Below are 26,591 nucleotides of genomic sequence, written 5' to 3'. Positions count from 1 at the left end.
TTCGTCACGGACGGGGGGCACGACGGCTCGGCAATGGGGGCCGACGGTCAGACGGCCACTCCGACGCTCGTGATCGAGATGCTGTCGACGGCGTGTGCGACGGCTCCCAGTGTCGCGGCGCGCACCCCCAGCTGCCCCTGGACGATGTCGGGCATCAGGTCTTCGTTGACGATGATCGAGCGTTCGACCGCGTGCCGCATCGGGCCGAGCAGAAGCTCGCCCGCCCGCGCCAGTTCGCCGCCGACGATGACCCGCTCGGGGTCGATGAGGTTGCACAGGTTCGCCGTGGCGATCCCGATGTGCTTGCCTGCGTCGGCGATGGCGCGGATGCAGCGCGCGTCGCCGGCCATCGCCTGCAGCACGACGTCGCCCAGCTTGAGGCTGCCCAGGTGGTCGCGCAATTCGTCGAGGATGGCAGGGCCTCCCGCGATCGCCTCCAGGCAGCCGCGGTTGCCGCAGCGGCAGAGCGGCCCGTTCTCGCGGATCGTGGTGTGACCGAACTCGCCGGCCACGCCGTTCTTGCCGCGGAAGAGCTGCCCGTTGAGGAGGAGACCCGCGCCGATCCCGTCGCCCACGTCGAGCGTGATCGTCGTGCCCTTGCCGCGGCCCGCGCCGAGCCGCGACTCGGCGAGCGCTGTGAGGTTCGCCGCGTTGTCGATGAACACCGGGCGCTTGACGCGGCGCTCCAGGGCATCGGCGATGACCACGCCGTCCCAGCCGCGCATGATGCCGCCGCGGGCGATGGTGCCGGTGGCGCGGTCGAGCGGAGCCGGCACCGCGAGGCCGATCGCGAGCACTTCGTCGCGGGAGGCGTCGACCGATTCGAGCATGTCGGTCAGCAGCAGGGAGACCTTGTCGAGTTCGTTGTCGGCGCGGTGGTCCTTGGCCAGGGGCATGTGGTTCTCCGCCACCACGGTGTTGGCCACGTCGGCGAGCGCGACGCGCAGATGACGCGTGGAGAAGTGCACGCCGACGACGAGGCCGAGCGCGTGCGCGAGGGTCACGTGCTGCGCGCGGCGACCGGAGCGGATGCTCTGCGCGGTATGCAGCACTCCCGAGCTCGACAGCTCCTTGACGATGTTCGAGACCGTGGCGGGCGAGAGGCCGGTCGCACCGGCCAGCTCGACCTGGGTGAGGCCGCCGTGCTTCTTGATGGCGTCGACGATCCGAGCCCGGTTGGCTTCACGAAGTGAAGTCTGCGAGCCCGGAGTCCGCCGCTGCGTTGCCACGACGAGAAGGATACATGCCGCTCCGGCGAGCGGATCCTGTGAGTCGCCGACGGTCATTCCAAGGCAACGGTTATGGCTTTGTGAGATTCACGACCCCCGCCGAAGACGGTCGCCGGGCAGGATAGAGCTATGGCCGACCTGCACGTTCACCCCGACCGCCTGGAGATCCATCTCACGCGGGCTGAGAAGGTGCTGTCCCTGCGCAGAGACGACCTGGTGATCCCGCGGGACAGCATCCGGTCCGTGGCCATCACCGAGGACCCGTGGATCTGGATCCGCGGCATCCGCGCACCAGGGGCGGCCGTGCCGCTCACGCTGTCTGTCGGCACCTGGAAGTTCCACGGCGGCAAGGACTTCCTGCTCATCAAGGGCAAGCAGCGCGCCGCGGTCGTCGTCGACCTCGACGGCGAGGAGTTCTCGCGCGTGATCGTCTCGACACCGCACGCCGCCAAGCTGGTGGAGGCGCTGCGCATCGACGTCAACGACATCCCGGTCGACGGGGAGATCATCGATTAGCTCGGCGGTGGACGGGAGTCCGACTCCTCACCCCGCGTGCGCGAGCGAGAACACCAGCAGCCCGGCAAGCGGCGGAATGCCCTGCAGCAGGGACGCACGCCAATAGCGCCGACCCGTCGTGAGCAGCACCATCGCGGCGAGCACCATGCACGTGCCGGTGAAGAAGATCAGCCCGAATCCGACGTGTCGCAGGGTGGTCCAGTACAGGACGAGCCCGACGGTGGCGCCGCCGGCGAGGAACAGGTTGTAGAAGCCCTGGTTGTACGCCATCGGGCGTACGACGTCGGCATCCCGCTGATCGGCGACCCCGAATCGGCGCCAGACGTTCGGTGACGACCACAGCATGCTCTCCATGGCGAAGAACGCGAGGTGCACGACCGCCGCGAGCGCGATGAGAACGGATCCGACGATCGCCATGTGGGGAGGATACGCTTCGGGGTCATAGAAGTGCTGCAGGCAGCAGCCTGCTCGCGCGCCTCAGGAGAACAGCATCAGCACGATGCCGATGAGCGGCAGCACTCCCTGGATGATCGCAGGCCGCAGATAGCCGCGGCCCGTGGTGACGAGCACGATCGACGCGGCGAGCATGCTGGCCATGGTGAAGTAGATGAGGGCGAGCCCCCCCGCGTGCAGCCCGATGCCGAGCAGGATGAGTCCGATGATCGCGCCGATCGCCAGGAACAGGTTGTAGAACCCCTGGTTGTAGGCCATCGGACGGGTGGTGTCGGCGGCGGCCTGGTCGGTCACACCGAAGCGCTTCCAGACGGAGGGCCGTGTCCAGGCCACGCTCTCCATCACGAAGATCCCGATGTGGAGTGCCGCTGCGAGGGTGACGACGACGGTCGCGAGGACGATCATGCGGTCAGCCTACGGCAGCGGCGGGGCTCAGGCCCGGACATCGACGACGGTGCGCCCGTGGAGTCGCCCGGCCAGGATGTCCTCAGCAGCGGGGATGGCCTCCGCGAGCGGGATGAATCGGGTCATCGCCGCCAGGGCCTCCTCGTCGAGATCGGTGCTGAGCCGGCGCCAGGCCGTCTCGCGGAGTGCGAGCGGTGCCTCCACCGAGTTGATGCCGGTCAGGGTGACGCCGCGCAGGATGAAGGGCATGACCGTCGCGGGGAGGTCGGCGCCCTGCGCCAGGCCGCAGGCCGCGACGGTGCCGCCGTAGCGGGTCTGCGCGAGCACGTTCGCCAGGGTGTGGCTGCCGACCGAGTCGATCGCACCCGCCCAGCGCTGGGTCTGCAGCGGCCGGCCGGGGTCGGAGAGCTCCGCGCGGTCGATGATGGCGGTGGCGCCGAGGTCGGTCAGGTAGCCGCCCTGCTCGTCCGCCCGGCCGGTGGATGCTGTAACCGGGTATCCCAGTTTCGCCAGGAGGGACACGGCGACAGAGCCCACACCTCCCGCCGCGCCCGTGACCAGGACGCTCGATCCCGAGGAGCGCACCTCCTCCGGGTCGACACCGGCGCGCTCCAGCGCCAGCACTGCGAGCATCGCCGTGAAGCCGGCTGTGCCGATCGCCGCCGCCTGCTCGTTCAGGAGCGTGTCCGGCACGCGCACGAGGGCGTCGCCGCGAACGCGGGCGCGCTCGGCCAGACCGCCGTGATGGTTCTCGCCGACGCCGTCGCCGTTCAGCACGACCCGGTCGCCAGGGCGCCAGCGCGGGTCCTCCGACGACTCGACGACGCCCACCAGATCGATCCCGGGGATCAGCGGGGACACCCGCGCAACGCCCGGACGCCCGGCGATCGCGAGGCCGTCCTTGTAGTTGAGGTCGGAGAACTCGACGGCGACGGTCACGTCGCCCGCCATCAGGAACGCGTCGCTCAGCTGCCGCACCTCCGCGGTGTGCGCGAGGATGCGGCTCCCCTCGGTCTCCTGCTCGATGACGATGGCGCGGAAGTCGCCCATGGTCCTCCTTCGGTCGGTTCGGTCGGGAGCCTCAGTTGAGGACGGGAACGCCGTCGGGCAGGACGCCTCCGGCGTAGAGCTCCGCGGCGGTGCGCTGGAGCGCGGCGAGTGCGACGCGCTGCGTCCACGGGCCGTACGAGACCCGGGCGACCCCCAGTTCGTGCAGGCGGGCGGGGGAGAGCGAGCCGGGCACGGCGATGACGCTGAGCGTGCGCACTCCCAGGCCGGCGACGAGGCGCGACACCGTGTCCTCGTCGAGCCGTCCGGGCACGAACACGCACGTCGCGCCCTCGTCGAGGAAGGCCCTGCCGCGCCGGATGGCCTCCTCGGCGTTCTGCTCGGGGGAAGGGAACGCGCCGCGGAGGAACACGTCCGTGCGGGCGTTGAGCGCGAACGGCACGCCCTCCGCCTCCGCGGCGGCGACCGCGGCGCGCACGGCGGCGACCGCGTCATCGAACGGCCGCACCTGGTCCTCCAGGTTGGCGCCGACCACGCCGACGCCGATGGCCCGGCGGATGGCGTCGCCCGCGTCGCCGTAGCCGGCCTCCAGGTCGGCGCTCACAGGGAGGTCCGTCGTGGCCGCGATACGGCCGACCATGTCGAGCATCAGCTCGAGGGGGATGTGCTCGCCGTCCTCGTAGCCGAAGGTCGCCGCGATCGAGTGGCTCGCCGTCGCCAGCGCTCGCGTCTCGGGGAGCGCCGCGACCACCTTCGCGCTCACGGCGTCCCACACGTTGACGACCTGGAGCAGTTCGGGGGCGTGGTGCAGTCGACGCAGTTCTGCGCCGCGTTCGGTGATGGAGGCCATGACGCCACCCTACGACGAGCGTCGCGCCCGCTCTAGGATGGGCGCATGGAGGGCGCCGGGGAGCCGGGTGGACCGCCGCGGGCAGCGAGCGCGGGCGGGGGTCAGGGGCCGTCCAAGACTCTCTCGGCCACCGGCCGCCGGGTGTCGGTCAACGCGGTCGTCGACAATGTCTTCTTCATCTTCGGCGGCCTCGCGGCGATCTGGCTGGCGTGGCTCGTGCTCACCGAGAGCTTCGGGTGGGGCTGGTTCCTCGTCCTCTTCTTCCTGCTGTTCTGGATCGTGCTCGCCTACCTGGTGCTGCCGAGGCTGCACCGCATCCTCACCCAGATCTACGTGCCCGACTACTTCATCGGGAGGGCCAGGACCAGCGACGGCCTGCTGGGCGACCCGATCAACCTGGCCCTGCTCGGGTCGGAGGCGCAGCTCGACGAGGCGATGACGGCGGCGGGCTGGACCAGGGCCGACGACGTCACCGCGGCCTCCAGCCGGCGCATCATCACCTCGACGCTGCTCCGACGCAGCTACGACGAGGCACCGGTGAGCCCGCTGTTCCTCTTCGGGCATCAGCAGGACCTGGCCTACCAGCAGGAGGTGCTCGGCAACCCTGCGAAGCGGCATCACGTGCGGTTCTGGCGGTGCCCGGAGGGGTGGCTGCTGCCGGGCGGCCATCATGTCGACTGGCTGGCGGCCGGCACGTTCGACCGGTCCGTCGGGTTCTCCCTGTTCACGCTGCAGATCACGCACAAGATCGACGCCAACACCGACATCGAGCGCGACCACATCGTCTCGACACTGCAGGACGCCGGGATCGGTGCGGAGGTGTCGGTCATCCGCGACTTCTCGAGCGGTTACCACTCGCGCAACGGCGGTGGCGACAGCATCGAGACCGACGGCGACCTCCCGGTGGTCGATCTGACGGCGGTGATCGTCGAGCCCTGGGCGGTGGCGCGTGCGGCCGGGGCGGACGAACGCCGCGTGGCCCGTGCCGAACGCCGGCCGGTGCCGACGACGCTCGGGTTCCTGCTCATGCTGCTCCGCGTGCTCGCAGGGGTGCTCACCGTCGTCCTGACGGTGCTCGCGTGGCCCGCGCTCATCCGCTCGGAGCTGGTGTCGCAGACCGGGCAGGCGCTCACCGCGTCCCAGCAGCAGGCCGCCGACGTGGTGTTCGGGGTCGCGATGGGGGTGTTCGCGGCCGGTCTCGTCTTCTATTTCGCGCTCGCCCTGCTGGTGTTCACCGGCAGCAACTGGGCGCGCATCGCCTCCATGTCGTACAGCGCGCTGCTGGTGCTCCTCGCGGCGATCGACTTCTTCAACGGCGGCGCGCAGGTCACGCTGCGGACCAACATCCTGGGGCTGCCGCTGGACATCCTGGTCGTGCTGGCGCTGTCGTCGCAGCGCGCCAGGCTCTGGGCGCGCCGACCGCGGATCGACTCCCGGCGGGGCGCCGATGCGGTCGCACGGGCCCACGAGGCGCAAGTCGCGGCGCTCGCCGCGGCTGACGCACCGGCCGACGACACGACCGTGCGCTGAGCCCGCGCCACCCCGCGCCCGCGCTCACATCAGCTTCTTGCCGTCGCTCCCTCCGGCCTTGAGCGCCGACTCCTCGGCGTCGAGGAACGCCAGCACCGACCGGACCGCCAGCTCCTGGTACCGACCCTCCGCACGCGCCTCGAGCACCGCCTGGCGTTCGGCCACGATCATCGACCTCCGGAGTCTGCGGTACTCGAGCGGTGCATCCTCCGTGTCCTCCGGCGTGGGATTCTCCAGCGCGTCCGACAGGAACACGGCGTTGACCCGCAGCCGCTCGATGACCCGGTCGTCCTCGTCGCCGGTCACCTGCGCCTCCAGATGCTCGAGCCCGGCGGACTGCGCCTCGGCCAGCAGCCGCTGCATCTCGCCGGCCTCCTGCGCGAAGTCGGGAGGCGGCAGCTTCAGCCTGCGGATGACCCACGGCAGCGCGAGCCCTTCGAGAAGGGTCGCGACCACGACGACGAACGCGAGGAACTGGAGGAACTCGCGGTGGGGTGTCTGGACGGGGAGAAGGAACACGGCTGCAAGGGTGACCACTCCGCGGATGCCGGCGAACGACACGGCGATGCCCGTCGGCCAGGTCCAGCCGCGCTCCCTGAGCCGTTGCGGTCCGTAGCGGTAGAGGGCGGTCGTCCCGACCATCCAGAGGAACCGCGCCAGGAACAGGGCGAGGAGCACGGCGATGCTGATCCACACCGTCTGCGCCACCGTGATGCCCGAGCGGAAGGCCGAGTTCAGGATGCTCGAGAGCTCCAGACCGATGAACAGGAACACCGCGTTCTCGAGCAGGAACTCGATCGTGCGCCAGTTGATCGTCTCGGCGATGCGCGCCTCCGCCGTCTGGATCGTGGGGGAGCGGAAGCCGAGGTAGAGACCCGCCACCACGACCGACAGGATGCCGGAGCCGTGCAGGAACTGGGACGGGATGAAGGCCAGGTACGGCGTGATCAGCCCGAGCGACGTGTCGAGCACGGGTGAGCGCAGCTGCTTGCGGATGAGGGACAGGACCCAGCCGACCAGCAGGCCCATCCCCACACCGACCACGACCGCGATCACGAAGTCGCCGGCGATCGCCCACGGGTTGACGACGCTGACGATCGCCGCGATGGTCGCGTTCAGCGCCACCAGCGCTGTCGCGTCGTTGAGCAGGCTCTCGCCCTCCAGCACCGTCACGAGTCGCCGGGGGAGGTGCACGCGCCCGGCGATGGCCGTCACAGCCACCGTGTCCGTCGGGGCGACGACCGCTCCGAAGGCGAAGGCGGCGGCGACCGTGATCGCGGGAACCACCAGCCACGTGGTGAAACCGACGACGACCACGGTGAAGATCACCAGGCCGACCGAGAGCAGCAGGATGCCGTCGCGCCTGGCGCGGACGTCGACGATCGACGTCTGGATTGCCGCGGCGAAGAGCAGCGGTGGCAGGAGGCCGTACAGCACGACCTCGGGCTCGAGCGCGACCTGCGGCACCCCGGGGATGAACGACGCGACCGCGCCGACGACGACGAGCACGACGGGTGCCGACCAGCCCACGCGGCGCGAGAGGCCGGTGACTGTGACCGTCACCACGACGAACGACACGATCCAGACGATGGTGGCTACCGGATCCATGGTGTTCATGATGGCGGCAACGCGAGAGGGCCAGCAATGGTTCCCGGCGATCCGCGCCGATCGCCGCGGCCGTCCGGTCCCCGATCAGGAGTGCGCGGCGCAGGCGAGTGCCGAGCAGTCCTCGCAGACGACGAGCTGCTCGCGGCACGAGACGTCGGTGCAGTTGCGCATCCGGTCGGAAGCCGCGCCGCACCCGGCGCAGCGGCCGACGACCGCCGTGTGGTCGGAGAACCGCACGGAGCCCCTGCCGTCGAAGACGTAGAGCGAGCCTTCCCACAGCCCGTCGTCGCCGAAGCGCTCGCCGTAGCGCACGACACCGCCGTCGAGCTGGTAGACCTCGCCGAACCCGCGCGAGCGCATCAAGCCGGAGAGCACCTCGCAGCGGATCCCTCCGGTGCAGTAAGTGACGACCGCCTTGTCCTTCAGGTGGTCGTAACGGCCGCTGTCCAGCTCGGCCACGAACTCCCGCGTGGTCGCCACGTCCGGGACGACCGCGCCGCGAAAGCGCCCGATACCGGCCTCGAAACGGTTTCGTCCGTCGAAGAAGACCACGTCGTCCCGCTGATCGAGAAGCGCGTGGAGGCCCTCGGGGTCGAGCCGCTCGCCGCCGCCGACGACTCCGCCGGCCTCCACGCGCAACTCCTCAGGTGCACCGAACGAGACGATCTCGTCGCGGACGCGCACCGAGAGCCGGGGGAAGTCGAGGCTCCCGCCGTCGTCGTCGAGGCCGGAACCCTCGCTCCACTTGACGTCGAGACCGCGGAACGCGGCGTAGTCCTTGGTCTTGCGCAGGTAGCGCTTGAGCGCGCCGAGCTCACCGCCCAGCGTGCCGTTGATGCCGTCCTTCGAGAGCAGGATGCGACCGCGGAGCCCGAGCGACTCGCACAGATCGCGCTGCCACAGCCGTACCGCATCCGGATCGGGGAGAGGTGCGAAGACGTAGAACAGCAGAACCTTGGCGACGGGCACCGGGGGATGCTAGCAGCGTCGACTGCGAATACAGACAGATTCGTTCGCCTCCTGTTCAGCAGAATGGATGATGGTATGAGTATGCGAACTATCGTGATCCTTCCGACGTACAACGAACGCGAGAACATCGGGTCCGTGGTCGGACGGATCCGCGCCTCCGCACCGGAGTTGGACATCCTGATCGTCGACGACGGCTCGCCGGACGGCACCGGCCAGCTCGCCGACGCGCTCGCCGCGACCGACGACAGCGTCCACGTCATGCATCGCGCCGGCAAGGACGGCCTCGGCGCCGCGTACCGCGCGGGGATGTCGTGGGCGTTGGACGGCGGCTACGACGCTGTCGTCGAGATGGACGCCGACGGATCGCACCGCCCGGAGGAGCTTCCATCGCTGCTCGCCGCCCTGCGCTCCGTTCCTGCGGGCGACGGCGCAGGCGGCGCCGACCTGGTGCTCGGCTCCCGCTGGGTCGCGGGCGGCAGTGTGGTCAACTGGCCGATTCGCCGACGCCTCATCTCCCGCGGCGGCAGCGCCTACTCGCGGTTCTGCCTGGGTGTCCAGGCGCGCGACGTTACCGGCGGCTACCGGGCGTTCACGGCGGATGCGCTGCGGCGCATCCGGTTCGAGGTCGTGGAGAGTCAGGGCTACTGCTTCCAGATCGACATGCTGCGGCGCGCATACGACGCCGGCCTGACCGTGGTCGAGGTGCCCATCACGTTCGTCGAGCGCGAGCACGGTGCCTCGAAGATGACAGGAGGCATCGTCGTGGAGGCGATGTTGCGGGTGACCGGCTGGGGGATCGTGGGTCTGCCCAAACGGTTCCGCAAACAGCCGGAAGGATCGGCACTGACGGAGTCGACGCAGCGCGCGTAGCGTTGCCTCCATGTCGAGAGATCCCCTGGAGCGCTTCGGCGCCGTCCCCCTGTTCACCCTCACGAGCGACGACGTCGCCGACGACCGACCGCTGGCGCGGGCGCAGTGGGGTGCGGGCGGTGGCGGCGGGGACGTGTCGCCTCAGCTCTCCTGGAGCGGGTTCCCGGCAGAGACCAAGAGCTTCGCCGTCACGATCCACGACCCCGATGCGCCGACGGGCTCCGGGTTCTGGCACTGGGCGGTCTACAACATCCCGGCCTCGGTGACCTCGCTGGCAGCGGGTGCGGGGGCCGAGGGTGGGGCCGCCCTGCCGCAGGGCGCGGCGATGCTCTCCAACGAGCTGGGGTCCAAGAGCTTCACCGGCGCAGGGCCGCCCCCGGGAACGGGCACGCACCACTACTACGTGGTGGTCACCGCCCTGGACGTCGACCACCTGGAGCTCGACCCCGAGTCGACCCCGGCGGTGCTGGGCTTCAACGCCCACTTCCACACGCTCGGTCGCGCTGTGCTCGTGCCGGTGGCGACGGCGGGGGACATCTAGCGGGTCGACGCCTGGTGGGCGTCCGCGTTCAGTGCTTGTTCCCCGTCAGCGCGAGCACCCCGCCGAGCCCGATCATCAGCACGCCCCCGGTCGCGCCGAGTCGTTCGACGCGCTTGGGCGATTTGCCGAACCAGGCTCGGGCCGTGCCGGCGACGAGTGCCCAGATGCTGTCGAACGTCAGCGCCAGCAGCAGGAAGACGACGCCGAGCTCGAAGAGCTGCAGCGGGATGGATCCGGCCCGGTAGTCGACGAACTGCGGCAGCACCGCCACGAAGAACACGAGTGACTTGGGATTGGTCAGGCCGACCAGGAAGCCCTCGCCGAGGATGCGTAGCAAGGACCGTCGCGGCGGCATCGCCTCGTGCGTCACCGCGGTGTGTCGGCGATGCCGGATCGCCTGCACTCCGAGGTACATCAGGTAGGCCGCCCCGGCGAACTTGATGATCGTGAACGCCACGAGCGACTGCGCCACCAGGGCGCCGATCCCGAGCGCGACCGCGAGTACGAGCGGCAGCATCCCGAGGGCGTTGCCGAGGACGCTCAGGAGGCCGCCCAGCCGGCCCAGCGCCAGCGACCTCCCGATCACGAACAGCACGCTCGGCCCCGGGATGACGATCAGTGCGACCGCCGCGAGAGCGAATGCGAGGAGGGACGGAGTGGGCACCATGAAGAGGAGCGTATGCGACGGAGCTTCGCGGTGTGAAGCTCGGCGCAGTCCGGATGCGACATCGCGCCGACCCCCGCGACCTGATTGACTACGAGTGAGACGACGCGTTCGACACCTCGGCACACGACGGCGGGGTGCGCCGCTGACACCCGCCCCGGCAGCGAAGGAGCAGCACACATGACCGACCCCGAGATCCACAAGGGCCTCGCCGGCGTCGTGGTCGACACCACGACCATCTCGTCCGTCAACCCGCAGACCAATTCGTTGCTCTACCGCGGCTACCCCGTGCAAGAGCTGGCCGCGCAGTGCTCGTTCGAGGAGGTCGCCTGGCTGCTGTGGCACGGCGAGCTGCCCACCGCCGACGAACTCGCGGGTTTCGAGAACCTGGAGCGCGGCCTGCGCCGGCTCGACGACCGCACCCGTCGTGCGCTCGATGACATCCCCGCCTCCGCGCACCCGATGGACGCGCTGCGCACGGCGGTCAGCCAGCTCGGGGGGCTCGACCCGACGCTGGAGCAGGAGAACGGCATCCTCGACCCCGAGCTGAACCTCGGCAGGGCCGTCCACCTCTTCGCGCAGCTGCCGACGATCGTGGCCTACATCCAGCGCCGCCGTCGCGGGCTCGAGGCGGTGGAGCCTCGGGACGACCTCGACTACGCGCGCAACTTCCTCTGGCTGACCTTCGGAGAGGTTCCGGACGACGTGGTCGTCGACGCCTTCCGCGTCTCGCTCGTGCTGTACGCGGAACACTCGTTCAACGCCTCCACGTTCACGGCTCGCGTCATCGCCTCCACACTCTCCGACGTGTACTCGGCGGTGACCGGAGCGATCGGCGCCCTCAAGGGGCCGCTGCACGGCGGCGCCAACGAGGCCGTGATGCACGCGTTCGACGAGATCGGCAGCGCCGACCGGGCGGAGGCGTGGCTCGACGACGCGCTGGCCGAGAAGCGCAAGATCATGGGATTCGGTCACCGCGTCTACAAGAACGGCGACTCCAGGGTGCCGACGATGCGCGCGTCGCTCGAGACGCTGGTCGAGCACTACGACCGCCACGACATGCTCGACCTCTACGACGCCCTCGAGAACGCGATGGGCGCGCGGAAGAACATCAAGCCCAACCTCGACTACCCCTCTGGCCCGGCCTACAACCTGATGGGCTTCGACACCGAGACCTTCACGCCGCTGTTCGCCGCGGCGCGCGTCACGGGCTGGACGGCGCACGTCTTCGAGCAGTACGCCGCCAACTCGCTGATCCGCCCGCTCTCGCAGTACACCGGCCCCGCCGAGCGCCACCTGTCCCGCTGACGCGCGGCGCTACCGCCCGAACGCAACGGAGGAGATCCGCCCCATCCCGGGCCGGATCTCCTCCGTTGACGGCGAATCGGGCCGCTCCGCTCCCGAATCTCCTCCGTTAGCGCCAGAGCAGCAACGCGTCTCCCTGCCCGCCGCCACCGCAGAGCGCGACCGCGGCGCGGCCGGACCCGCGTCGCGCGAGCTCGTGCGCGGCGTGGCCCGCGAGCCGCGCTCCGGAGGACCCGATCGGATGTCCGAGTGCGATAGCGCCGCCGTGGATGTTGACCTTCTCCGGGTCGAGATCGAGGTCCGCCGTCGACTGCAGCGCGACGGCGGCGAACGCCTCGTTGATCTCGATCAGGTCGAGGTCGTCTGCGCCCCAGCCTGCGCGCGTGAGGGCCGCCTGGATGGCGTTCGACGGCTGCGAGTGCAGCGAGTTGTCCGGGCCCGCGACCTGGCCACTCGCGCCGACGACCGCGAGCCAGTCCAGTCCCAGCCGCTCGGCGTTCTCACGCGAGGTGAGGATGAGCGCCGCCGCCCCGTCGCTGAGCGGCGAGGAGTTGCCCGCCGTGAGCGTTCCCTCGGCGGCGAAGCTGGGGCGCAGCTTCGCGAGGACCTCGACGGTGGAATCCGGTCGCACGCCCTCGTCGACGGCGACGACCACCGGGTCGCCCTTGCGCTGCGGGATGCTGACGGGCGCGATCTCGTCCGCGAAGAGGCCGGAGGCCGCAGCGGCTCCGGCTCGCTGGTGCGACGAGGCCGCGAATGCGTCCTGGGCCTCGCGCGTGAGGCCGAGCTTCTCGGTGTACTGCTCGGTCGAGGCGCCCATCGAGATCTTGTCGAAGGCGTCGGTCAGGCCGTCGTGCGCGGCCGAGTCGACGGCCTCCAGCGAGCCGTACGTCCAGCCCTTGCGCGAGCCGGGCAGGACGTGCGGGGCGTTGGTCATCGACTCCTGGCCGCCGGCCGCGACCACCGTCGCCTCGCCCGCACGGATGAGGCGGGCAGCGTCGATCACGGCCGCGAGACCGGAGAGGCACACCTTGTTGATCGTCGTCGCGGGGACGTTCCAGCCGATGCCCGCGCCGATCGCGGTCTGTCTGGCCGGGTTCTGGCCTGCGCCCGCCTGCAGCACCTGGCCGAAGATCACGGCGTCGACGTCGGAGGCGTCCACGCCGGACTGCTCCAGTGCACGGCGGAGGGCGACGGCCCCGAGCTGGACGGCGCTCTGGCTGGCGAGCGAACCCAGGATCTTGCCTTGCGGGGTCCGTGCCGCCGACAGGATGACGACGTCGTCGGGTCGGAGTTCGGGGAGGGGACTGGTCATTGCGGGGCGACTCCTTCGTTGCCGGATACTCTCCGTCCATTGTCATCCACAGGAGGGGGCTCGGAGCCAGTTGTCCACAGATTGGGCGGACCCGACCAGCGAGCGACGGCGACGTTCGTACCGTGGATCCATGTCCATCGCGGAAGAAGCCGAGAAGTCCCTCGCCGACGTGCCGAGTCACGACCGGCCGCGTGAGCGGATGCGCCGCCTCGGCGTCGGCTCCCTCACCGACGATGAAGTGCTCGCACTCATCCTCGGTTCGGGTCAGACGGGCCGCAGCGTCCTCTCGCTGGCGCGGTCGATCCTCGGCAGCTGTGGCGGCTTTCCTGGGCTCGCGACCATGGATTTCGCGCGGCTCGAGAACCTCCCGGGCGTCGGCCCGGCCACCGCGGGCCGTCTCGTCGCGATCATCGAGATCTGGCGGCGCGCCGGGCGCTCATCGGCCTGGACGCGCCTGGTCGATCACACCGCTGTCGCCGATGTCGTGCGGCCCGAGCTGCTGCATCGCGACAGCGAGCGTTTCGTCGTCGTGGTCGCCGACCGCGCCGCACGCCCGCTCGAGCTGGTGATGCTCCGCGACGGCGGAGTCGACGAGCGGTCGATCCAGCCGGCCGACATCCTCCAGGCGGTCCTCACCCGAGGGGGCCGATCGTTCGCGGTGGCGCACAACCATCCGTCCGGATCGCTCGACCCCTCGGTCGCCGACACCGTGCTCACGCGCAGGCTCGATCAGGCGGCCGCGACGATCGGGCTCCGCTTCCTCGGGCACATCCTCGTCGCGGGCGAGCGCTGGACCGCGCTGTCCGCTACGGGGTCAGTCGCGTCGGACCGCGGAAGAGGTAGGTCGTCTCGCGCAGGTTCGACAGGTGCAGCATGAGCATGAGCACGCGAGCGAGACCCATTCCGAAGCCGCCGTGCGGGGGGATGCCGTACCGGAACGTCGCGAGGACGTCCTCCAGCTCCTCCACCGACAGACCCTTGTCCGCGGCCTGCTTCTCGAGGATCTCCACGCGATGCTCGCGCTGAGCGCCGGTCGAAATCTCAACGCCGTTGAAGATGAGGTCGTAGCTCTTGGTGATCGACGGGTCCTCGGCGTGACGCATGTGGTAGTACGGGCGGATGCTCGACGCGTAGTCCGTCAGGAAGACGAACTCGTGGCCGTAGGTCTCCTTGACGTACTGGGAGATCCGGCGCTCGCCTTCGGGGTCCATGTCGTCGTCGGCGCGCGGCACCTCGTAGCCTTGCTCTGCGACGATGCGCTTGGCCTCGGCGAGCGGGATGCGCGGGAACGGCGTGGTCGGAACGGTGACCTCGACGCCGAAGAGCGCTTCGATCTCCGCGCCGTGCTTCTCCTTGACCGCGGTGAAGCCGGCGACGAGCAGGTCCTCGTGCACCTTCATGACGTCCTCGTGGCTTTCGATCCAGCTCAGCTCGGTGTCGACGCTCGTGAACTCCGTCGCGTGGCGGCTCGTGAAACTCGGGTCGGCGCGGAAGGCCGGGCCGATCTCGAACACCCGGCCGAAGCCGGCGGCCTGGGCCATCTGCTTGAAGATCTGCGGGCTCTGGGCGAGGTAGGCGGTCGTCTCGAAGTACGGGAGCTCGAAGAGCTCTGCACGCGACTCGGACGCCGACGCCATCAGCTTCGGCGTGTGGATCTCGATGAAGCCGTTGTCGACCCAGTACTGACGCATCGCGTGCTCGAGTGTGGTCTGCACGCGGAAGATCAGGTTGTGCTTCGGCTCGCGGAGGTCGAGGAAGCGCCAGTCCATGCGCTTGTCGATGCCGCTGTCCGCGGCGATCGGGGTCTCCGGGATGGCGGCCGTCTCGACCTCGAGGGTGCTCAGCTTGATCTCGATGCCGCCGAGCTTGACCCGCTCGTCGTGCTTGAGCTCGCCGGTCGCGCGCACGAACGAGCCCTGCGACAGGCCGGAGATGGTCGTGGCCGGCTCGTCGGCGACGACGGTGCCGTCTTCGTCGACGGTGCGCGGGTTCACCAGCTGCACGGCGCCCGACTCGTCGCGCAGTACGACGAACTGCACCTTCTTCTGGTCGCGGACGGTCTCGACCCATCCGGCGACGCTGACGGGGCCGTCGGGAAGAGCGGCGAGGTCCTTGATCAAAACGCGTGCGGTCACGATCGACAAGCCTACCGCCCGCGTCTACCGCCGCAGAGGGGCGATGGACCCCCTCCCCGCCCGGCGCTCAGTGAATTCAAGGCAAAGCGCTCCGTAGACTGGACCCGTGGTAGCAAGCCAAGTGCATCTCGTCCGTCACGGAGAGGTGTTCAATCCCGACGGCATCCTGTACGGCAGGCTGCCGGGCTTCGGCCTCTCCAAGCTCGGTCACCGGATGGCTCTGGCGGCGGCGGACGACCTGGCGGCCCGCGATCGCCCCGTGTCATCGCTGCGCGTCTCGCCGCTGCAGCGCACCCGCGAGTCGGCCGCCCCCATCGCGGAGGCGTTCGATCTCGAGCCGATCGTCGACGACCGGATCATCGAGCCCACCAACCACTTCGAGGGCACCAACATGCGGCGCGCTCTGAAGAATCCGGTCAACTGGCCGTTCCTGATCTATCCGCCGCGGCCCAGCTGGGGCGAGGCCTACACGAGCATCGAGAAGCGCATGCTGGCCGCGGTCCACGACGCGTTCGACTCGGTCGAGTCCGGAGATGTCGTCCTGGTGAGCCACCAGCTGCCGATCTGGGTCACGCACCTGTCCGTCGCCGGCGAGAGCTTCCCGCACGACCCGCGCAAGCGGCGGTGCGCGCTGTCGAGCGTCACGACCTTCGAGCGTGTCTCCGAGGCTGCCCCCGCTCCGCAGCCCCGCCCCGGCGAGGAGCCCGCGCCGGCCGATCCGTCCGCGCCGCCGGTACTGCGCCTCGTCGAGGTCGGCTACGCCGAGCCCGCCGGCAGTCTGATCGCCACCGCGACCGATGTGGGGGCCGTGTGAACGCCCGCTCCGCTCGTGTGCGACTCGCTCTCGCCGTCCCGGCCGTCGCAGCTGCGACCGCTCTGTTCCTCTCGGGCTGCACCTCCAACGACGCGCTCGCCAACCAGTACCGCTCCGGCTCCGGCCAGAACTACATCGCGGGCGATGGCAGCGTGAGCGAGTACGCAGCGGGCAACCGTGGAGCCCCCGTCTCGTTCTCCGGCACGTTGGCGGACGGCAGCGCGGTGTCGTCGAAGGACTACGCGGGCAAGGTCCTCGTCGTCAACTTCTGGTACGCGGGCTGCCCGCCGTGCCGGGTGGAGGCGCCTGACCTCCAGTCGCTGTCCGAGAAGTACGCCTCGCAGGGCGTGAGCTTCCTCGGCGTCAACCTGTACGACTCCGCGAGCACCGCCGCCAGCTTCGAGAAGGACAAGGGCGTCACCTACCCGTCGGTCCTCGACCGAGACACCGGTTCGGTGCTGCTCGCCTTCAGCAAGACCGTCCCGCCCAAGGCGACGCCGACCACGTTGGTGATCGACAAGGACGGCCGCGTGGCCGCCCGGATCCTCGGCGCGATCCCGGACAAGAGCATCCTCGACTCGCTCATCTCCGACGCCGTGGCCGGGAAGTAGCCGTGGACGTCGGTCAGATCGTCTTCAGCGGACAGCTCCTCCTCGCGCTTCCCATCGCCCTCCTCGCGGGGCTGGTGTCGTTCGCGTCGCCGTGCGTGCTGCCGCTCGTGCCGGGATATCTGGCGTACGTCGGCGGGATGAGCGACCCGGGCGCCAAGCGCGACCGCAGCCGCGTGCTCCTCGGTGTCGCCCTCTTCGTCCTCGGCTTCGCCGTGGTCTTCGTGGCCTATGGGGCGGCCTTCGGCGCGCTGGGGCTCTGGCTGGTGCGCTGGCAGGAGGTGGTCATCCGGGTGCTCGGGGTGCTCGTCATCCTGATGGGGCTCGTGTTCATCGGCCAGTTCTCGTTCCTCCAGCGCACGATCAAGCCGACCTGGCGGCCGGCGACCGGACTCATCGGAGCGCCGCTCCTCGGCATCGTCTTCGGCCTCGGCTGGACGCCGTGCATCGGCCCGACCCTCGCCGCGATCAGCGCGTTGAGCGTCGGCAGCGGTTCTCCGTGGCGCGGAGCCCTGCTGGGGCTGTTCTACTGCATCGGCCTCGGCATCCCGTTCCTGCTCGTCGCGCTCGGCTTCGACTGGGTCGCCGGCTCCGTGGCGTTCCTCAAGCGGCACATCCGCGTCATCAACATCATCGGAGGCGCACTGCTCGTGGTCATCGGCATCCTGATGGCGACCGGTCTCTGGACCGCCATCATGTCCCAGTTCCTGGGGGTGATCTCCGGCTTTGTCCCGGCCCTCTGATCACATCGACTCCGCGCCGCCGCGCGAAGACCCGGACGTCGCCCAGCCCAAGCTCGGGCCGCTCGGCTGGCTGCGTTGGGCCTGGCGCCAGCTCACGAGCATGAAGACGGCGCTGTTCCTGCTGCTGCTGCTCGCGATCGCGGCCGTCCCGGGCTCGCTCTTCCCGCAGCGCGGAGCCGACCCCAGCGGTGTCACCAAATACTTCAACGACAATCCGCAACTTGCTCCGGTGCTCGACAAGTTCCAGCTGTTCGACGTCTACACGTCGTTCTGGTTCTCGGCCATCTATCTGCTGCTGTTCGCCTCGCTGATCGGCTGCATCATCCCGCGCACAGCGCACCACGCCAAGGCGCTCCGGGCGCGGCCGCCCAAGACGCCGGTCCGACTGACCAGGATGTCGGGCTTCCAGTCGCGGATCCTGCCCGCCGAGCTGCGCGACGACGCGCCGAACCCGATCGAGTCCGCCCGCGACATCCTCCGTCGCTCGCGCTATCGCGTCGCTCTCTATCAGGACGCGCGGTCCACGTCGGTCTCGGCCGAGCGCGGCTACCTGCGCGAGACCGGCAACCTGGTGTTCCACATCGCGCTCCTCGGCGTTCTGGTCGCCGTCGGCATCGGGGGAGGCTTCGGCTACACCGGACAGAAGGTCGTGGTCGTCGGACAGAGCTTCGTGAACAGCCTCCCTTCGTACAACTCGTTCAACCCCGGCCGGTTCTTCTCCGACGGCTCGCTCGAGCCGTTCTCGATCAGGGTCGACAGCCTCGACGTCGCCTACGAGACCAAGAATCAGAACGCCGTCGGCACGCCGCTCGACTACACCGCCAAGGTGACGACCACCGGGCCGGGAGACACCTCGGGTTCTGCGACCATCAAGGTCAACGACCCGCTCGCGATCGGCGGCACCAACGTCTATCTCCTCGGCAATGGGTACGCACCGACGATCACGGTGAAAGACCCGGAGGGCAAAGTCGTCTTCAGCGACTCCGTTCCGTTCATCGCGCAGGACGCGCGGCTCACGTCGCTCGGCTGGGTGAAGATCCCCGACGGACTGCGCGAGCAGGTCGGGATGGTCGGCTTCTTCTATCCAACGGTCGGCAAGAGCCAGACGGCCGCGGGAGCCCTGACGTCGACGTTCCCCGGGCTGGACGACCCGCTTTTGAGCCTCAACGTCTACGCGGGAGACCTTGGTGTCGACAGCGGCGTGCCGCAGTCGGTCTACAGCCTCAACACCGACAAGATGACCCAGCTCGCCGGCGCAGGAACGAAGACCAAGGCGCTCCAGTTGAAGCCGGGGCAGACCGTCGAGCTCCCGAACGGTCTCGGCACCATCTCGCTCGGCGACGTCAAACGCTATGCGTCGCTCGACGTGCACCACGACCCCGCCCAGATCTGGGTCCTGATCTTCGCCGTGGCCATCTTCGGCGGACTGCTCATCGCCTTGTTCGTCCCGCGCAGGCGCATCTGGGTGAAGGCCGTCGAGAACCCGGACGGATCACTGACGCTGGAGTACGCTGGCCTCGCACGAGGCGAGGACCCCAACCTGCTTGCCGCCGTCTCCGCCGTCGCGGACGAGCACACCGCCCTCCTCACCCGACAACCGACGAATTAGAGTCTTATCGTGACCGATACCCTGTCCCAGCTGTCCACGGTCTTCATCTACGTGGCGATGGGGTTCTACGCCGCGGCCTTCATCGCGTTCGCCCTCGATCTCGCCCGGCGCGGGGCGAGGGCGACGGCCGACGAGGCCGCCGTGGTACCCAGTGCCGTCGCCAGGCGCGCCGAAGTCGCCGCGCCCGTCGGAGCATCGACGACCACACTCACCGCAGCGGGCGGCTCGGCCCCGCCGGCGTCGCCCCAGGCGTCGTCCGCGCTGGGGAGGCTGTCGTCGCGGATCAGCTCCCGCGTCGAGGACGACGTGATGAACGGCGACACGTCGTCGACGTCCATCCGCTGGGCGTTCGGGCTCACCATCGTCGGCTTCGTCGCCCACCTCGTCGCCACGCTGTTCCGCGGCATCGCCGCCGACCGGGTGCCGTGGGCGAATATGTGGGAGTTCTCGATGACCGGAACACTGGTCATCATCGGCGTCTTCCTGGTCGTCAATCTCAAGTGGGACGTCAAATACCTCGGCACGTTCATCGTCGGTCTGGTGCTCGTGCTCCAGGGCGTCGCACTGCTGCGCTACTACGTTCCGGTCGTCCCGCTGCAGCCGGCGCTCCAGTCGTACTGGTTGGTCATCCACATCATCGTCGCCGTGCTGGGCACGGCGTTCTTCGCCCTCGGGTTCGCGTTGTCGGGATTGCAGCTGCTGCAGTACCGCCGCGAGCGGCAGGTGGCGGAGTCGCGTCCGCAGCAGTTCCGGTTCCTGGAGACCCTCCCGAGCGCGGTCGCGCTCGAGAACCTCGCGTACCGGATCAACATCGTCGGCTTCATCGCCTGGACGTTCACACTCATCGCCGGAGCCATCTGGGCCGAGAAGGCGTGGGGTCGTTACTGGGGTTGGGACACGAAGGAAGTCTGGACGTTCATCATCTGGGTGATCTACGCCGGCTACATCCACGCGCGGGCGACCCGCGGCTGGCGCGGATCGCGTTCCGCGTGGCTCGCGATCATCGGCTTCGCCGCTGTGCTGTTCAACTTCGGCATCGTCAACGTGTTCTTCCACGGACTGCACGCCTACTCGGGTCTGGGATCCTGACCCGATCCGCATCCGTTCTCAGACGCGGCCGCCCCTCTCGGGCGGCCGCGTTTCTGCGTCTTCGGGCCCGACTTCCGCGGAATCACGCGGAAGAGGTGGTGCGACACGCCCGGGATGTCAGCGGGATTTGCGACGTTCCGGAGGCCTGCGTAAAGTACTTACTTGTCACCCCAAAGGTGCGGGAGAGCGGAAGAGCTCCCCGGCCTCAAGCGGGACCGAATCCTTAGCCTAGCGGCAAATCTCAACTTGAAAGAGTTGCTTTGCTGCGCTTAGGATTAACACCCCACTCACTGAGCAGGTCTGACCGGTTCGGTTCGTGCAAATCGGATGTATCCCACGATGGATGAACGAAAGAGCGCGAAACGGCCAACTTGACAAACTGACTGAGAGTGGTAAGGTAGAGAAGTTGCCTCACAGAGAAGCCCGAGAGGGTTGAAGGTGAGAGCGTCCGATCCTTGAGAACTCAACAGCGTGCACAATGTCAAATGCCAAAAACCTCGGCATTGACCAAAAGATCTCGGTCTGGAAGTCGATGCAAGAGATTCCTTTGGATTAGATAACGAATGTCAGACATTCGAATTTAGTCAAGACAAACTCGCAGGAGAAGAGATATTCCTCTCCGATCCTGCACTATGTTTCCAGACGCTTGCGTCTTGGAGCTAAACATTTTACGGAGAGTTTGATCCTGGCTCAGGACGAACGCTGGCGGCGTGCTTAACACATGCAAGTCGAACGATGAACCTGGAGCTTGCTCTAGGGAATTAGTGGCGAACGGGTGAGTAACACGTGAGTAACCTGCCCTTGACTCTGGGATAACCTCCGGAAACGGAAGCTAATACCGGATATGACGCACGGAGGCATCTCCTGTGCGTGGAAAGAACTTCGGTCAAGGATGGACTCGCGGCCTATCAGGTAGTTGGTGAGGTAACGGCTCACCAAGCCTACGACGGGTAGCCGGCCTGAGAGGGTGACCGGCCACACTGGGACTGAGACACGGCCCAGACTCCTACGGGAGGCAGCAGTGGGGAATATTGCACAATGGGCGCAAGCCTGATGCAGCAACGCCGCGTGAGGGACGACGGCCTTCGGGTTGTAAACCTCTTTTAGTAGGGAAGAAGCGAAAGTGACGGTACCTGCAGAAAAAGCACCGGCTAACTACGTGCCAGCAGCCGCGGTAATACGTAGGGTGCGAGCGTTGTCCGGAATTATTGGGCGTAAAGAGCTCGTAGGCGGTCTGTCGCGTCTGCTGTGAAAACCCGAGGCTCAACCTCGGGCCTGCAGTGGGTACGGGCAGACTAGAGTGCGGTAGGGGAGAATGGAATTCCTGGTGTAGCGGTGGAATGCGCAGATATCAGGAGGAACACCGATGGCGAAGGCAGTTCTCTGGGCCGTAACTGACGCTGAGGAGCGAAAGCGTGGGGAGCGAACAGGATTAGATACCCTGGTAGTCCACGCCGTAAACGTTGGGCGCTAGATGTGGGGACCATTCCACGGTTTCCGTGTCGCAGCTAACGCATTAAGCGCCCCGCCTGGGGAGTACGGCCGCAAGGCTAAAACTCAAAGGAATTGACGGGGGCCCGCACAAGCGGCGGAGCATGCGGATTAATTCGATGCAACGCGAAGAACCTTACCAAGGCTTGACATACACGAGAACGCCCTAGAAATAGGGAACTCTTTGGACACTCGTGAACAGGTGGTGCATGGTTGTCGTCAGCTCGTGTCGTGAGATGTTGGGTTAAGTCCCGCAACGAGCGCAACCCTCGTTCTATGTTGCCAGCGCGTAATGGCGGGAACTCATAGGAGACTGCCGGGGTCAACTCGGAGGAAGGTGGGGATGACGTCAAATCATCATGCCCCTTATGTCTTGGGCTTCACGCATGCTACAATGGCCGGTACAAAGGGCTGCAATACCGTAAGGTGGAGCGAATCCCAAAAAGCCGGTCTCAGTTCGGATTGAGGTCTGCAACTCGACCTCATGAAGTCGGAGTCGCTAGTAATCGCAGATCAGCAACGCTGCGGTGAATACGTTCCCGGGCCTTGTACACACCGCCCGTCAAGTCATGAAAGTCGGTAACACCCGAAGCCGGTGGCCCAACCCTTGTGGAGGGAGCCGTCGAAGGTGGGATCGGTGATTAGGACTAAGTCGTAACAAGGTAGCCGTACCGGAAGGTGCGGCTGGATCACCTCCTTTCTAAGGAGCATCTGGCACCCTCGGGTGTCCAGGCGCCGGATCTGAGCGAATGTCTCAGCCGGTTAGCTCATGGGTGGAACATTGACATTGGTGCGGAGCCGATCGGCTCGAACTCAGTACGCCTCCTCGGAGGAAGGAACGGTTCGGACCAGGAAGCCCCGCACACGCACGCTGTTGGGTCCTGAGGGACCGGGCCTCATTCAATCGGATGAGAACTGGAAACTCGGACCTTTTCTTGTCGGTCATAACTCGGCCAGCGGAGAAGGTACCGCCCGTACTTTGAGAACTACACAGTGGACGCGAGCATCTTAGATTCGAACCTTCGGGTTCGGATCACAAAAGATGATCTGATTTATTAGATCATTGGTCAATCTGCTCATCTTCGGATGAGCCGATCGATTCAAACTCATGTGATTTCAAATTTCTAAGAGCAAACGGTGGATGCCTTGGCATCTGGAGCCGAAGAAGGACGTAGTAATCTGCGATAAGCCTCGGGGAGCTGATAAACGAGCTTTGATCCGAGGATCTCCGAATGGGGAAACCCCGCTGGGCCCGCAAGGTGACCCAGTGACTCCCGCCTGAATATATAGGGCGGGTAGAGGGAACGTGGGGAAGTGAAACATCTCAGTACCCACAGGAAGAGAAAGCAAAAGCGATTCCGTTAGTAGTGGCGAGCGAACCCGGAAGAGGCTAAACCGATCATGTGTGATAGCCGGCAGGCGTTGCATGGTCGGGGTTGCGGGACTTTTCAGCAGCTTCTGCCGAACTGCAAGCGTTACAGAGGATCATAGGCGAATGGCATTGAAAGGCCAGTCATAGAGGGTGCCAACCCCGTAGCCGAAATGGTCCAATGGCGCGAAGAGTATCCCAAGTAGCACGGGGCCCGAGAAATCCCGTGTGAATCTGTCAGGACCACCTGATAAGCCTAAATACTCCCAGATGACCGATAGCGGACAAGTACCGTGAGGGAAAGGTGAAAAGTACCCCGGGAGGGGAGTGAAATAGTACCTGAAACCGTTTGCTTACAAACCGTTGGAGCCTCCTTGTAGGGGTGACAGCGTGCCTTTTGAAGAATGAGCCTGCGAGTTAGCGATATGTGGCGAGGTTAACCCGTGAGGGGTAGCCGTAGCGAAAGCGAGTCTGAATAGGGCGATTCAGTCGCATGTCCTAGACCCGAAGCGAAGTGATCTATCCATGGCCAGGTTGAAGCGACGGTAAGACGTCGTGGAGGACCGAACCCACTTAGGTTGAAAACTGAGGGGATGAGCTGTGGATAGGGGTGAAAGGCCAATCAAACTTCGTGATAGCTGGTTCTCTCCGAAATGCATTTAGGTGCAGCGTTGCGTGTTTCTTGCCGGAGGTAGAGCTACTGGATGGCCGATGGGCCCCAAAAGGTTACTGACGTCAGCCAAACTCCGAATGCCGGTAAGTGAGAGCGCAGCAGTGAGACGGTGGGGGATAAGCTTCATCGTCGAGAGGGAAACAACCCAGACCACCAACTAAGGTCCCTAAGCGCGTGCTAAGTGGGAAAGGATGTGGAGTTGCACAGACAACCAGGAGGTTGGCTTAGAAGCAGCCACCCTTGAAAGAGTGCGTAATAGCTCACTGGTCAAGTGATTCCGCGCCGACAATGTAACGGGGCTCAAGCACGCCACCGAAGTTGTGGCATTGACATTATTGGTAGGCCTTCGTGGTCCAGCCGTGTTGATGGGTAGGAGAGCGTCGTGTGGCGAGTGAAGCGGCGGTGTAAACCAGCCGTGGACGCCACACGAGTGAGAATGCAGGCATGAGTAGCGAAAGACGGGTGAGAAACCCGTCCTCCGAAAGACCAAGGGTTCCAGGGCCAGGCTAATCCGCCCTGGGTAAGTCGGGACCTAAGGCGAGGCCGACAGGCGTAGTCGATGGACAACGGGTTGATATTCCCGTACCGGCGAAGAACCGCCCAAGCTAATCCAGTGGTGCTAAGAGTCCTAATCCTGGACACGGATCCCTTCGGGGTGAAGGTCCGGGCCTAACGCTCGACCCCATGCTGGTGCGGCTAGCGTATTAACAGGTGTGACGCAGGAAGGTAGCCCAGCCGGGCGATGGTTGTCCCGGTGTAAGTGTGTAAGCCGAGAGATAGGCAAATCCGTCTCTCACATAGGCCCAGGCACGATGCGTAGTCGTAAGACGAAATGGGTGATCCTATGCTGCCGAGAAAAGCATCGACGCGAGGTTCCAGCCGCCCGTACCCCAAACCGACTCAGGTGGTCAGGTAGAGAATACCAAGGAGATCGAGAGAATCGTGGTTAAGGAACTCGGCAAAATGCCCCCGTAACTTCGGGAGAAGGGGGGCCTGAGGCGTGAAGGGACTTGCTCCTGGAGCGTTTGAAGGCCGCAGAGACCAGTGGGAAGCGACTGTTTACTAAAAACACAGGTCCGTGCCAAGTCGCAAGACGATGTATACGGACTGACGCCTGCCCGGTGCTGGAAGGTTAAGAGGAAGGGTTAGCTTCGGCGAAGCTCAGAATTTAAGCCCCAGTAAACGGCGGTGGTAACTATAACCATCCTAAGGTAGCGAAATTCCTTGTCGGGTAAGTTCCGACCTGCACGAATGGCGTAACGACTTCCCAGCTGTCTCAACCGCGAACTCGGCGAAATTGCACTACGAGTAAAGATGCTCGTTACGCGCAGCAGGACGGAAAGACCCCGTGACCTTTACTATAGTTTGGTATTGGTGTTCGGTGTGGCTTGTGTAGGATAGGTGGGAGACTTTGAAGCGGGCACGCCAGTGTTCGTGGAGTCATTGTTGAAATACCACTCTGGTCACTCTGGATATCTAACTTAGAACCGTAATCCGGTTCAGGGACAGTGCCTGATGGGTAGTTTAACTGGGGCGGTTGCCTCCCAAAAAGTAACGGAGGCGCCCAAAGGTTCCCTCAACCTGGTTGGCAATCAGGTGTCGAGTGTAAGTGCACAAGGGAGCTTGACTGTGAGACTGACAAGTCGAGCAGGGACGAAAGTCGGGACTAGTGATCCGGCAGTGGCTTGTGGAAGCGCTGTCGCTCAACGGATAAAAGGTACCTCGGGGATAACAGGCTGATCTTGCCCAAGAGTCCATATCGACGGCATGGTTTGGCACCTCGATGTCGGCTCGTCGCATCCTGGGGCTGGAGTAGGTCCCAAGGGTTGGGCTGTTCGCCCATTAAAGCGGTACGCGAGCTGGGTTTAGAACGTCGTGAGACAGTTCGGTCCCTATCCGCTGCGCGCGTAGGAAATTTGAAAGGATCTGACCCTAGTACGAGAGGACCGGGTTGGACGAACCTCTGGTGTGTCAGTTGTTCCGCCAGGAGCACCGCTGATTAGCTACGTTCGGGATGGATAACCGCTGAAAGCATCTAAGCGGGAAGCCGGCCTTGAGATGAGATTTCCATGCCTTCGGGCGAGAGGCTCCCAGCTAGACTACTGGGTTGATAGGCCGGATGTGGAAGTGGGGACTAAAGACCCATGGAGCTGACCGGTACTAATAAGCCGATAATTTGATAATCACCACTCTCATACTGTTGTAAGGCTGGTATGAGGGGCCATGAGATTGCACGCGTCCACTATGTGGTTCTCGATGTACGGTCGAGAACTGATTCAAGCGAAGCTTGATCGTTCACTTTGATACATCAATAGTGTTTCGGCGGCCATAGCGAGAGGGAAACGCCCGGTTACATTCCGAACCCGGAAGCTAAGACTCTCTGCGCCGATGGTACTGCAGGGGGGACCCTGTGGGAGAGTAGGACACCGCCGGACTTCTTTGTGAGATGGCCACCCAGTGATGGGTGGCCATTTCGCGTTAACAGGACAATTTCGCGCGAGCGGTTCCTTGCGCGATCCACGCACCTAGGCTGGGCTGAGACCCGCCACCTCGACAGGGAGAAGTCGTGAGCGATACACCGGCAGACGACGACCGGACATCCGCGTCCCGCGGCGACGACCGCGGCCGCGGGACTGGTCGGGGACGACGCGACGACTCCTCCAGCGGAGGCCGTTCGCAGAACGGTGGCCGTTCGCAGAGCGGCGGTCGCTCGTACGATCGCGGCGGGTCCACTAACCGCGGCGGCGCCGGCCGGGGCGGCTCGTCCGAAGGCGGTCCGCGCCGCGACTCATCTGCA

General features: G+C 66.3%; 21 protein-coding genes and 3 rRNA genes. 14 read left to right on the top strand and 10 right to left on the bottom strand.

The features are described from left to right. Window positions 1-47: 47 nt before the first annotated feature. Window positions 48-1,229: an ROK family transcriptional regulator gene (locus tag JNB50_RS02745; protein WP_208038579.1), complete on the bottom strand. Its 1,182-nt coding sequence runs from the start codon at window positions 1,227-1,229 to the stop codon at window positions 48-50. A gap of 129 nt (window positions 1,230-1,358) precedes the next feature. Here JNB50_RS02745 and JNB50_RS02740 point away from each other — a divergent pair, with 129 nt between their 5' ends. Then, the gene (locus JNB50_RS02740; protein WP_208038578.1) at window positions 1,359-1,745 is read left to right on the top strand and encodes a hypothetical protein; all 387 of its coding nucleotides are present in this window, start codon (window positions 1,359-1,361) and stop codon (window positions 1,743-1,745) included. Window positions 1,746-1,772: 27 nt separating this feature from the next. On the opposite strand, the gene JNB50_RS02735 is transcribed toward JNB50_RS02740, so the two are convergent. The 4 genes from JNB50_RS02735 to JNB50_RS02720 are packed head-to-tail and all read right to left on the bottom strand — an operon-like array spanning window position 1,773 to window position 4,461. Further along, window positions 1,773-2,162, bottom strand: a complete 390-nt coding sequence (locus JNB50_RS02735; RefSeq protein ID WP_208038577.1) for a DUF1304 domain-containing protein — start codon at window positions 2,160-2,162, stop codon at window positions 1,773-1,775. A 60-nt stretch (window positions 2,163-2,222) separates the two neighbouring features. Next, entirely contained in the window at window positions 2,223-2,603 is a 381-nt protein-coding gene (locus JNB50_RS02730) for a DUF1304 domain-containing protein (protein WP_208038576.1), read from the bottom strand. A gap of 27 nt (window positions 2,604-2,630) precedes the next feature. Further along, on the bottom strand, window positions 2,631-3,653 hold the full coding sequence (locus JNB50_RS02725; RefSeq protein ID WP_208038575.1) for an MDR family oxidoreductase: 1,023 nt from the start codon (window positions 3,651-3,653) through the stop codon (window positions 2,631-2,633). Window positions 3,654-3,684: 31 nt separating this feature from the next. Further along, complete coding sequence (locus tag JNB50_RS02720) at window positions 3,685-4,461, bottom strand: isocitrate lyase/phosphoenolpyruvate mutase family protein (RefSeq protein ID WP_208038574.1); 777 nt, start codon at window positions 4,459-4,461, stop codon at window positions 3,685-3,687. Between the two features lie 45 nt (window positions 4,462-4,506). Here JNB50_RS02720 and JNB50_RS02715 point away from each other — a divergent pair, with 45 nt between their 5' ends. Continuing rightward, the gene (locus tag JNB50_RS02715; RefSeq protein ID WP_208038573.1) at window positions 4,507-5,991 is read left to right on the top strand and encodes an LssY C-terminal domain-containing protein; all 1,485 of its coding nucleotides are present in this window, start codon (window positions 4,507-4,509) and stop codon (window positions 5,989-5,991) included. Between the two features lie 24 nt (window positions 5,992-6,015). On the opposite strand, the gene JNB50_RS02710 is transcribed toward JNB50_RS02715, so the two are convergent. Then, the gene (locus JNB50_RS02710) at window positions 6,016-7,599 is read right to left on the bottom strand and encodes a Na+/H+ antiporter (RefSeq protein ID WP_243767938.1); all 1,584 of its coding nucleotides are present in this window, start codon (window positions 7,597-7,599) and stop codon (window positions 6,016-6,018) included. Window positions 7,600-7,683: 84 nt separating this feature from the next. Beyond that, a complete protein-coding gene (locus tag JNB50_RS02705) occupies window positions 7,684-8,568 on the bottom strand; it encodes a rhodanese-related sulfurtransferase (protein ID WP_208038571.1) in 885 nt (294 codons plus the stop codon). 81 nt (window positions 8,569-8,649) lie between these two features. Between JNB50_RS02705 and JNB50_RS02700 the strand changes: the two genes are divergently transcribed. After that, window positions 8,650-9,438: a polyprenol monophosphomannose synthase gene (locus JNB50_RS02700; RefSeq protein WP_208039145.1), complete on the top strand. Its 789-nt coding sequence runs from the start codon at window positions 8,650-8,652 to the stop codon at window positions 9,436-9,438. Between the two features lie 10 nt (window positions 9,439-9,448). Continuing rightward, window positions 9,449-9,979: a YbhB/YbcL family Raf kinase inhibitor-like protein gene (locus tag JNB50_RS02695; protein WP_208038570.1), complete on the top strand. Its 531-nt coding sequence runs from the start codon at window positions 9,449-9,451 to the stop codon at window positions 9,977-9,979. A gap of 28 nt (window positions 9,980-10,007) precedes the next feature. Here the strand turns inward: JNB50_RS02695 and JNB50_RS02690 are convergent, their stop codons facing one another. Next, the gene (locus JNB50_RS02690; RefSeq protein ID WP_208038569.1) at window positions 10,008-10,646 is read right to left on the bottom strand and encodes a LysE family translocator; all 639 of its coding nucleotides are present in this window, start codon (window positions 10,644-10,646) and stop codon (window positions 10,008-10,010) included. A gap of 177 nt (window positions 10,647-10,823) precedes the next feature. Here JNB50_RS02690 and JNB50_RS02685 point away from each other — a divergent pair, with 177 nt between their 5' ends. Continuing rightward, a complete protein-coding gene (locus JNB50_RS02685; RefSeq protein WP_208038568.1) occupies window positions 10,824-11,951 on the top strand; it encodes a bifunctional 2-methylcitrate synthase/citrate synthase in 1,128 nt (375 codons plus the stop codon). A 106-nt stretch (window positions 11,952-12,057) separates the two neighbouring features. Here JNB50_RS02685 and JNB50_RS02680 read toward each other — a convergent pair whose 3' ends face one another. After that, window positions 12,058-13,263, bottom strand: a complete 1,206-nt coding sequence (locus tag JNB50_RS02680) for an acetyl-CoA C-acetyltransferase (protein ID WP_208038567.1) — start codon at window positions 13,261-13,263, stop codon at window positions 12,058-12,060. A 130-nt stretch (window positions 13,264-13,393) separates the two neighbouring features. Here JNB50_RS02680 and JNB50_RS02675 point away from each other — a divergent pair, with 130 nt between their 5' ends. Continuing rightward, a complete protein-coding gene (locus tag JNB50_RS02675) occupies window positions 13,394-14,140 on the top strand; it encodes a RadC family protein (RefSeq protein ID WP_208038566.1) in 747 nt (248 codons plus the stop codon). Here JNB50_RS02675 and aspS read toward each other — a convergent pair. Continuing rightward, entirely contained in the window at window positions 14,070-15,398 is a 1,329-nt protein-coding gene (gene aspS / locus JNB50_RS02670) for an aspartate--tRNA(Asn) ligase (RefSeq protein WP_208038565.1), read from the bottom strand. The two genes, JNB50_RS02675 and aspS, sit on opposite strands and share 71 nt — an antisense overlap. A gap of 106 nt (window positions 15,399-15,504) precedes the next feature. Here aspS and JNB50_RS02665 point away from each other — a divergent pair, with 106 nt between their 5' ends. From JNB50_RS02665 to rrf, 8 genes are all read left to right on the top strand, one after another. Beyond that, on the top strand, window positions 15,505-16,212 hold the full coding sequence (locus JNB50_RS02665; protein WP_208038564.1) for a histidine phosphatase family protein: 708 nt from the start codon (window positions 15,505-15,507) through the stop codon (window positions 16,210-16,212). Then, window positions 16,209-16,823 carry a TlpA disulfide reductase family protein gene (locus tag JNB50_RS02660; RefSeq protein ID WP_208038563.1) on the top strand — a complete coding sequence of 205 codons (615 nt, stop codon included), beginning with the start codon at window positions 16,209-16,211 and terminating at the stop codon, window positions 16,821-16,823. Before JNB50_RS02665 ends, JNB50_RS02660 begins: the two co-directional genes overlap by 4 nt. Before the next feature lie 2 nt (window positions 16,824-16,825). Further along, window positions 16,826-17,563 carry a cytochrome c biogenesis protein CcdA gene (locus JNB50_RS02655; RefSeq protein ID WP_208038562.1) on the top strand — a complete coding sequence of 246 codons (738 nt, stop codon included), beginning with the start codon at window positions 16,826-16,828 and terminating at the stop codon, window positions 17,561-17,563. Then, window positions 17,547-19,172, top strand: a complete 1,626-nt coding sequence (locus tag JNB50_RS02650) for a cytochrome c biogenesis protein ResB (RefSeq protein ID WP_208038561.1) — start codon at window positions 17,547-17,549, stop codon at window positions 19,170-19,172. Before JNB50_RS02655 ends, JNB50_RS02650 begins: the two co-directional genes overlap by 17 nt. Window positions 19,173-19,181: 9 nt before the next feature. Beyond that, window positions 19,182-20,261 (top strand): c-type cytochrome biogenesis protein CcsB, encoded by a 1,080-nt coding sequence (gene ccsB, locus JNB50_RS02645; RefSeq protein ID WP_208038560.1) that lies wholly within the window; start codon window positions 19,182-19,184, stop codon window positions 20,259-20,261. A 667-nt stretch (window positions 20,262-20,928) separates the two neighbouring features. After that, a 16S ribosomal RNA gene (locus JNB50_RS02640) occupies window positions 20,929-22,452 on the top strand. Between the two features lie 414 nt (window positions 22,453-22,866). Beyond that, window positions 22,867-25,978, top strand: a 23S ribosomal RNA gene (locus JNB50_RS02635). A gap of 134 nt (window positions 25,979-26,112) precedes the next feature. Further along, window positions 26,113-26,229: ribosomal RNA gene (gene rrf / locus JNB50_RS02630) — 5S ribosomal RNA — on the top strand. Together the 16S, 23S and 5S rRNA genes form the textbook arrangement of a ribosomal RNA operon. Window positions 26,230-26,591 lie beyond the last annotated feature (362 nt).

Source organism: Leifsonia sp. TF02-11, assembly GCF_017565305.1.
Classification (GTDB): domain Bacteria; phylum Actinomycetota; class Actinomycetes; order Actinomycetales; family Microbacteriaceae; genus Leifsonia.
Note: the sequence above shows the minus strand (reverse complement) of the source record. Positions and strands in the feature narration are given on the sequence as shown.

What these genes read in the sequence shown, in the direction of transcription:
- JNB50_RS02710 (WP_243767938.1), bottom strand. Translation starts at nt 7,599, where the DNA reads ATGGATCCGGTAGCCACCATCGTCTGGATCGTGTCGTTCGTCGTGGTG.
- JNB50_RS02740 (WP_208038578.1), top strand. Translation starts at nt 1,359, where the DNA reads ATGGCCGACCTGCACGTTCACCCCGACCGCCTGGAGATCCATCTCACG.
- JNB50_RS02700 (WP_208039145.1), top strand. Translation starts at nt 8,650, where the DNA reads ATGCGAACTATCGTGATCCTTCCGACGTACAACGAACGCGAGAACATC.
- JNB50_RS02730 (WP_208038576.1), bottom strand. Translation starts at nt 2,603, where the DNA reads ATGATCGTCCTCGCGACCGTCGTCGTCACCCTCGCAGCGGCACTCCAC.
- JNB50_RS02685 (WP_208038568.1), top strand. Translation starts at nt 10,824, where the DNA reads ATGACCGACCCCGAGATCCACAAGGGCCTCGCCGGCGTCGTGGTCGAC.
- JNB50_RS02675 (WP_208038566.1), top strand. Translation starts at nt 13,394, where the DNA reads ATGTCCATCGCGGAAGAAGCCGAGAAGTCCCTCGCCGACGTGCCGAGT.
- JNB50_RS02690 (WP_208038569.1), bottom strand. Translation starts at nt 10,646, where the DNA reads ATGGTGCCCACTCCGTCCCTCCTCGCATTCGCTCTCGCGGCGGTCGCA.
- JNB50_RS02720 (WP_208038574.1), bottom strand. Translation starts at nt 4,461, where the DNA reads ATGGCCTCCATCACCGAACGCGGCGCAGAACTGCGTCGACTGCACCAC.
- JNB50_RS02715 (WP_208038573.1), top strand. Translation starts at nt 4,507, where the DNA reads ATGGAGGGCGCCGGGGAGCCGGGTGGACCGCCGCGGGCAGCGAGCGCG.
- JNB50_RS02725 (WP_208038575.1), bottom strand. Translation starts at nt 3,653, where the DNA reads ATGGGCGACTTCCGCGCCATCGTCATCGAGCAGGAGACCGAGGGGAGC.
- JNB50_RS02680 (WP_208038567.1), bottom strand. Translation starts at nt 13,263, where the DNA reads ATGACCAGTCCCCTCCCCGAACTCCGACCCGACGACGTCGTCATCCTG.
- JNB50_RS02735 (WP_208038577.1), bottom strand. Translation starts at nt 2,162, where the DNA reads ATGGCGATCGTCGGATCCGTTCTCATCGCGCTCGCGGCGGTCGTGCAC.
- JNB50_RS02695 (WP_208038570.1), top strand. Translation starts at nt 9,449, where the DNA reads ATGTCGAGAGATCCCCTGGAGCGCTTCGGCGCCGTCCCCCTGTTCACC.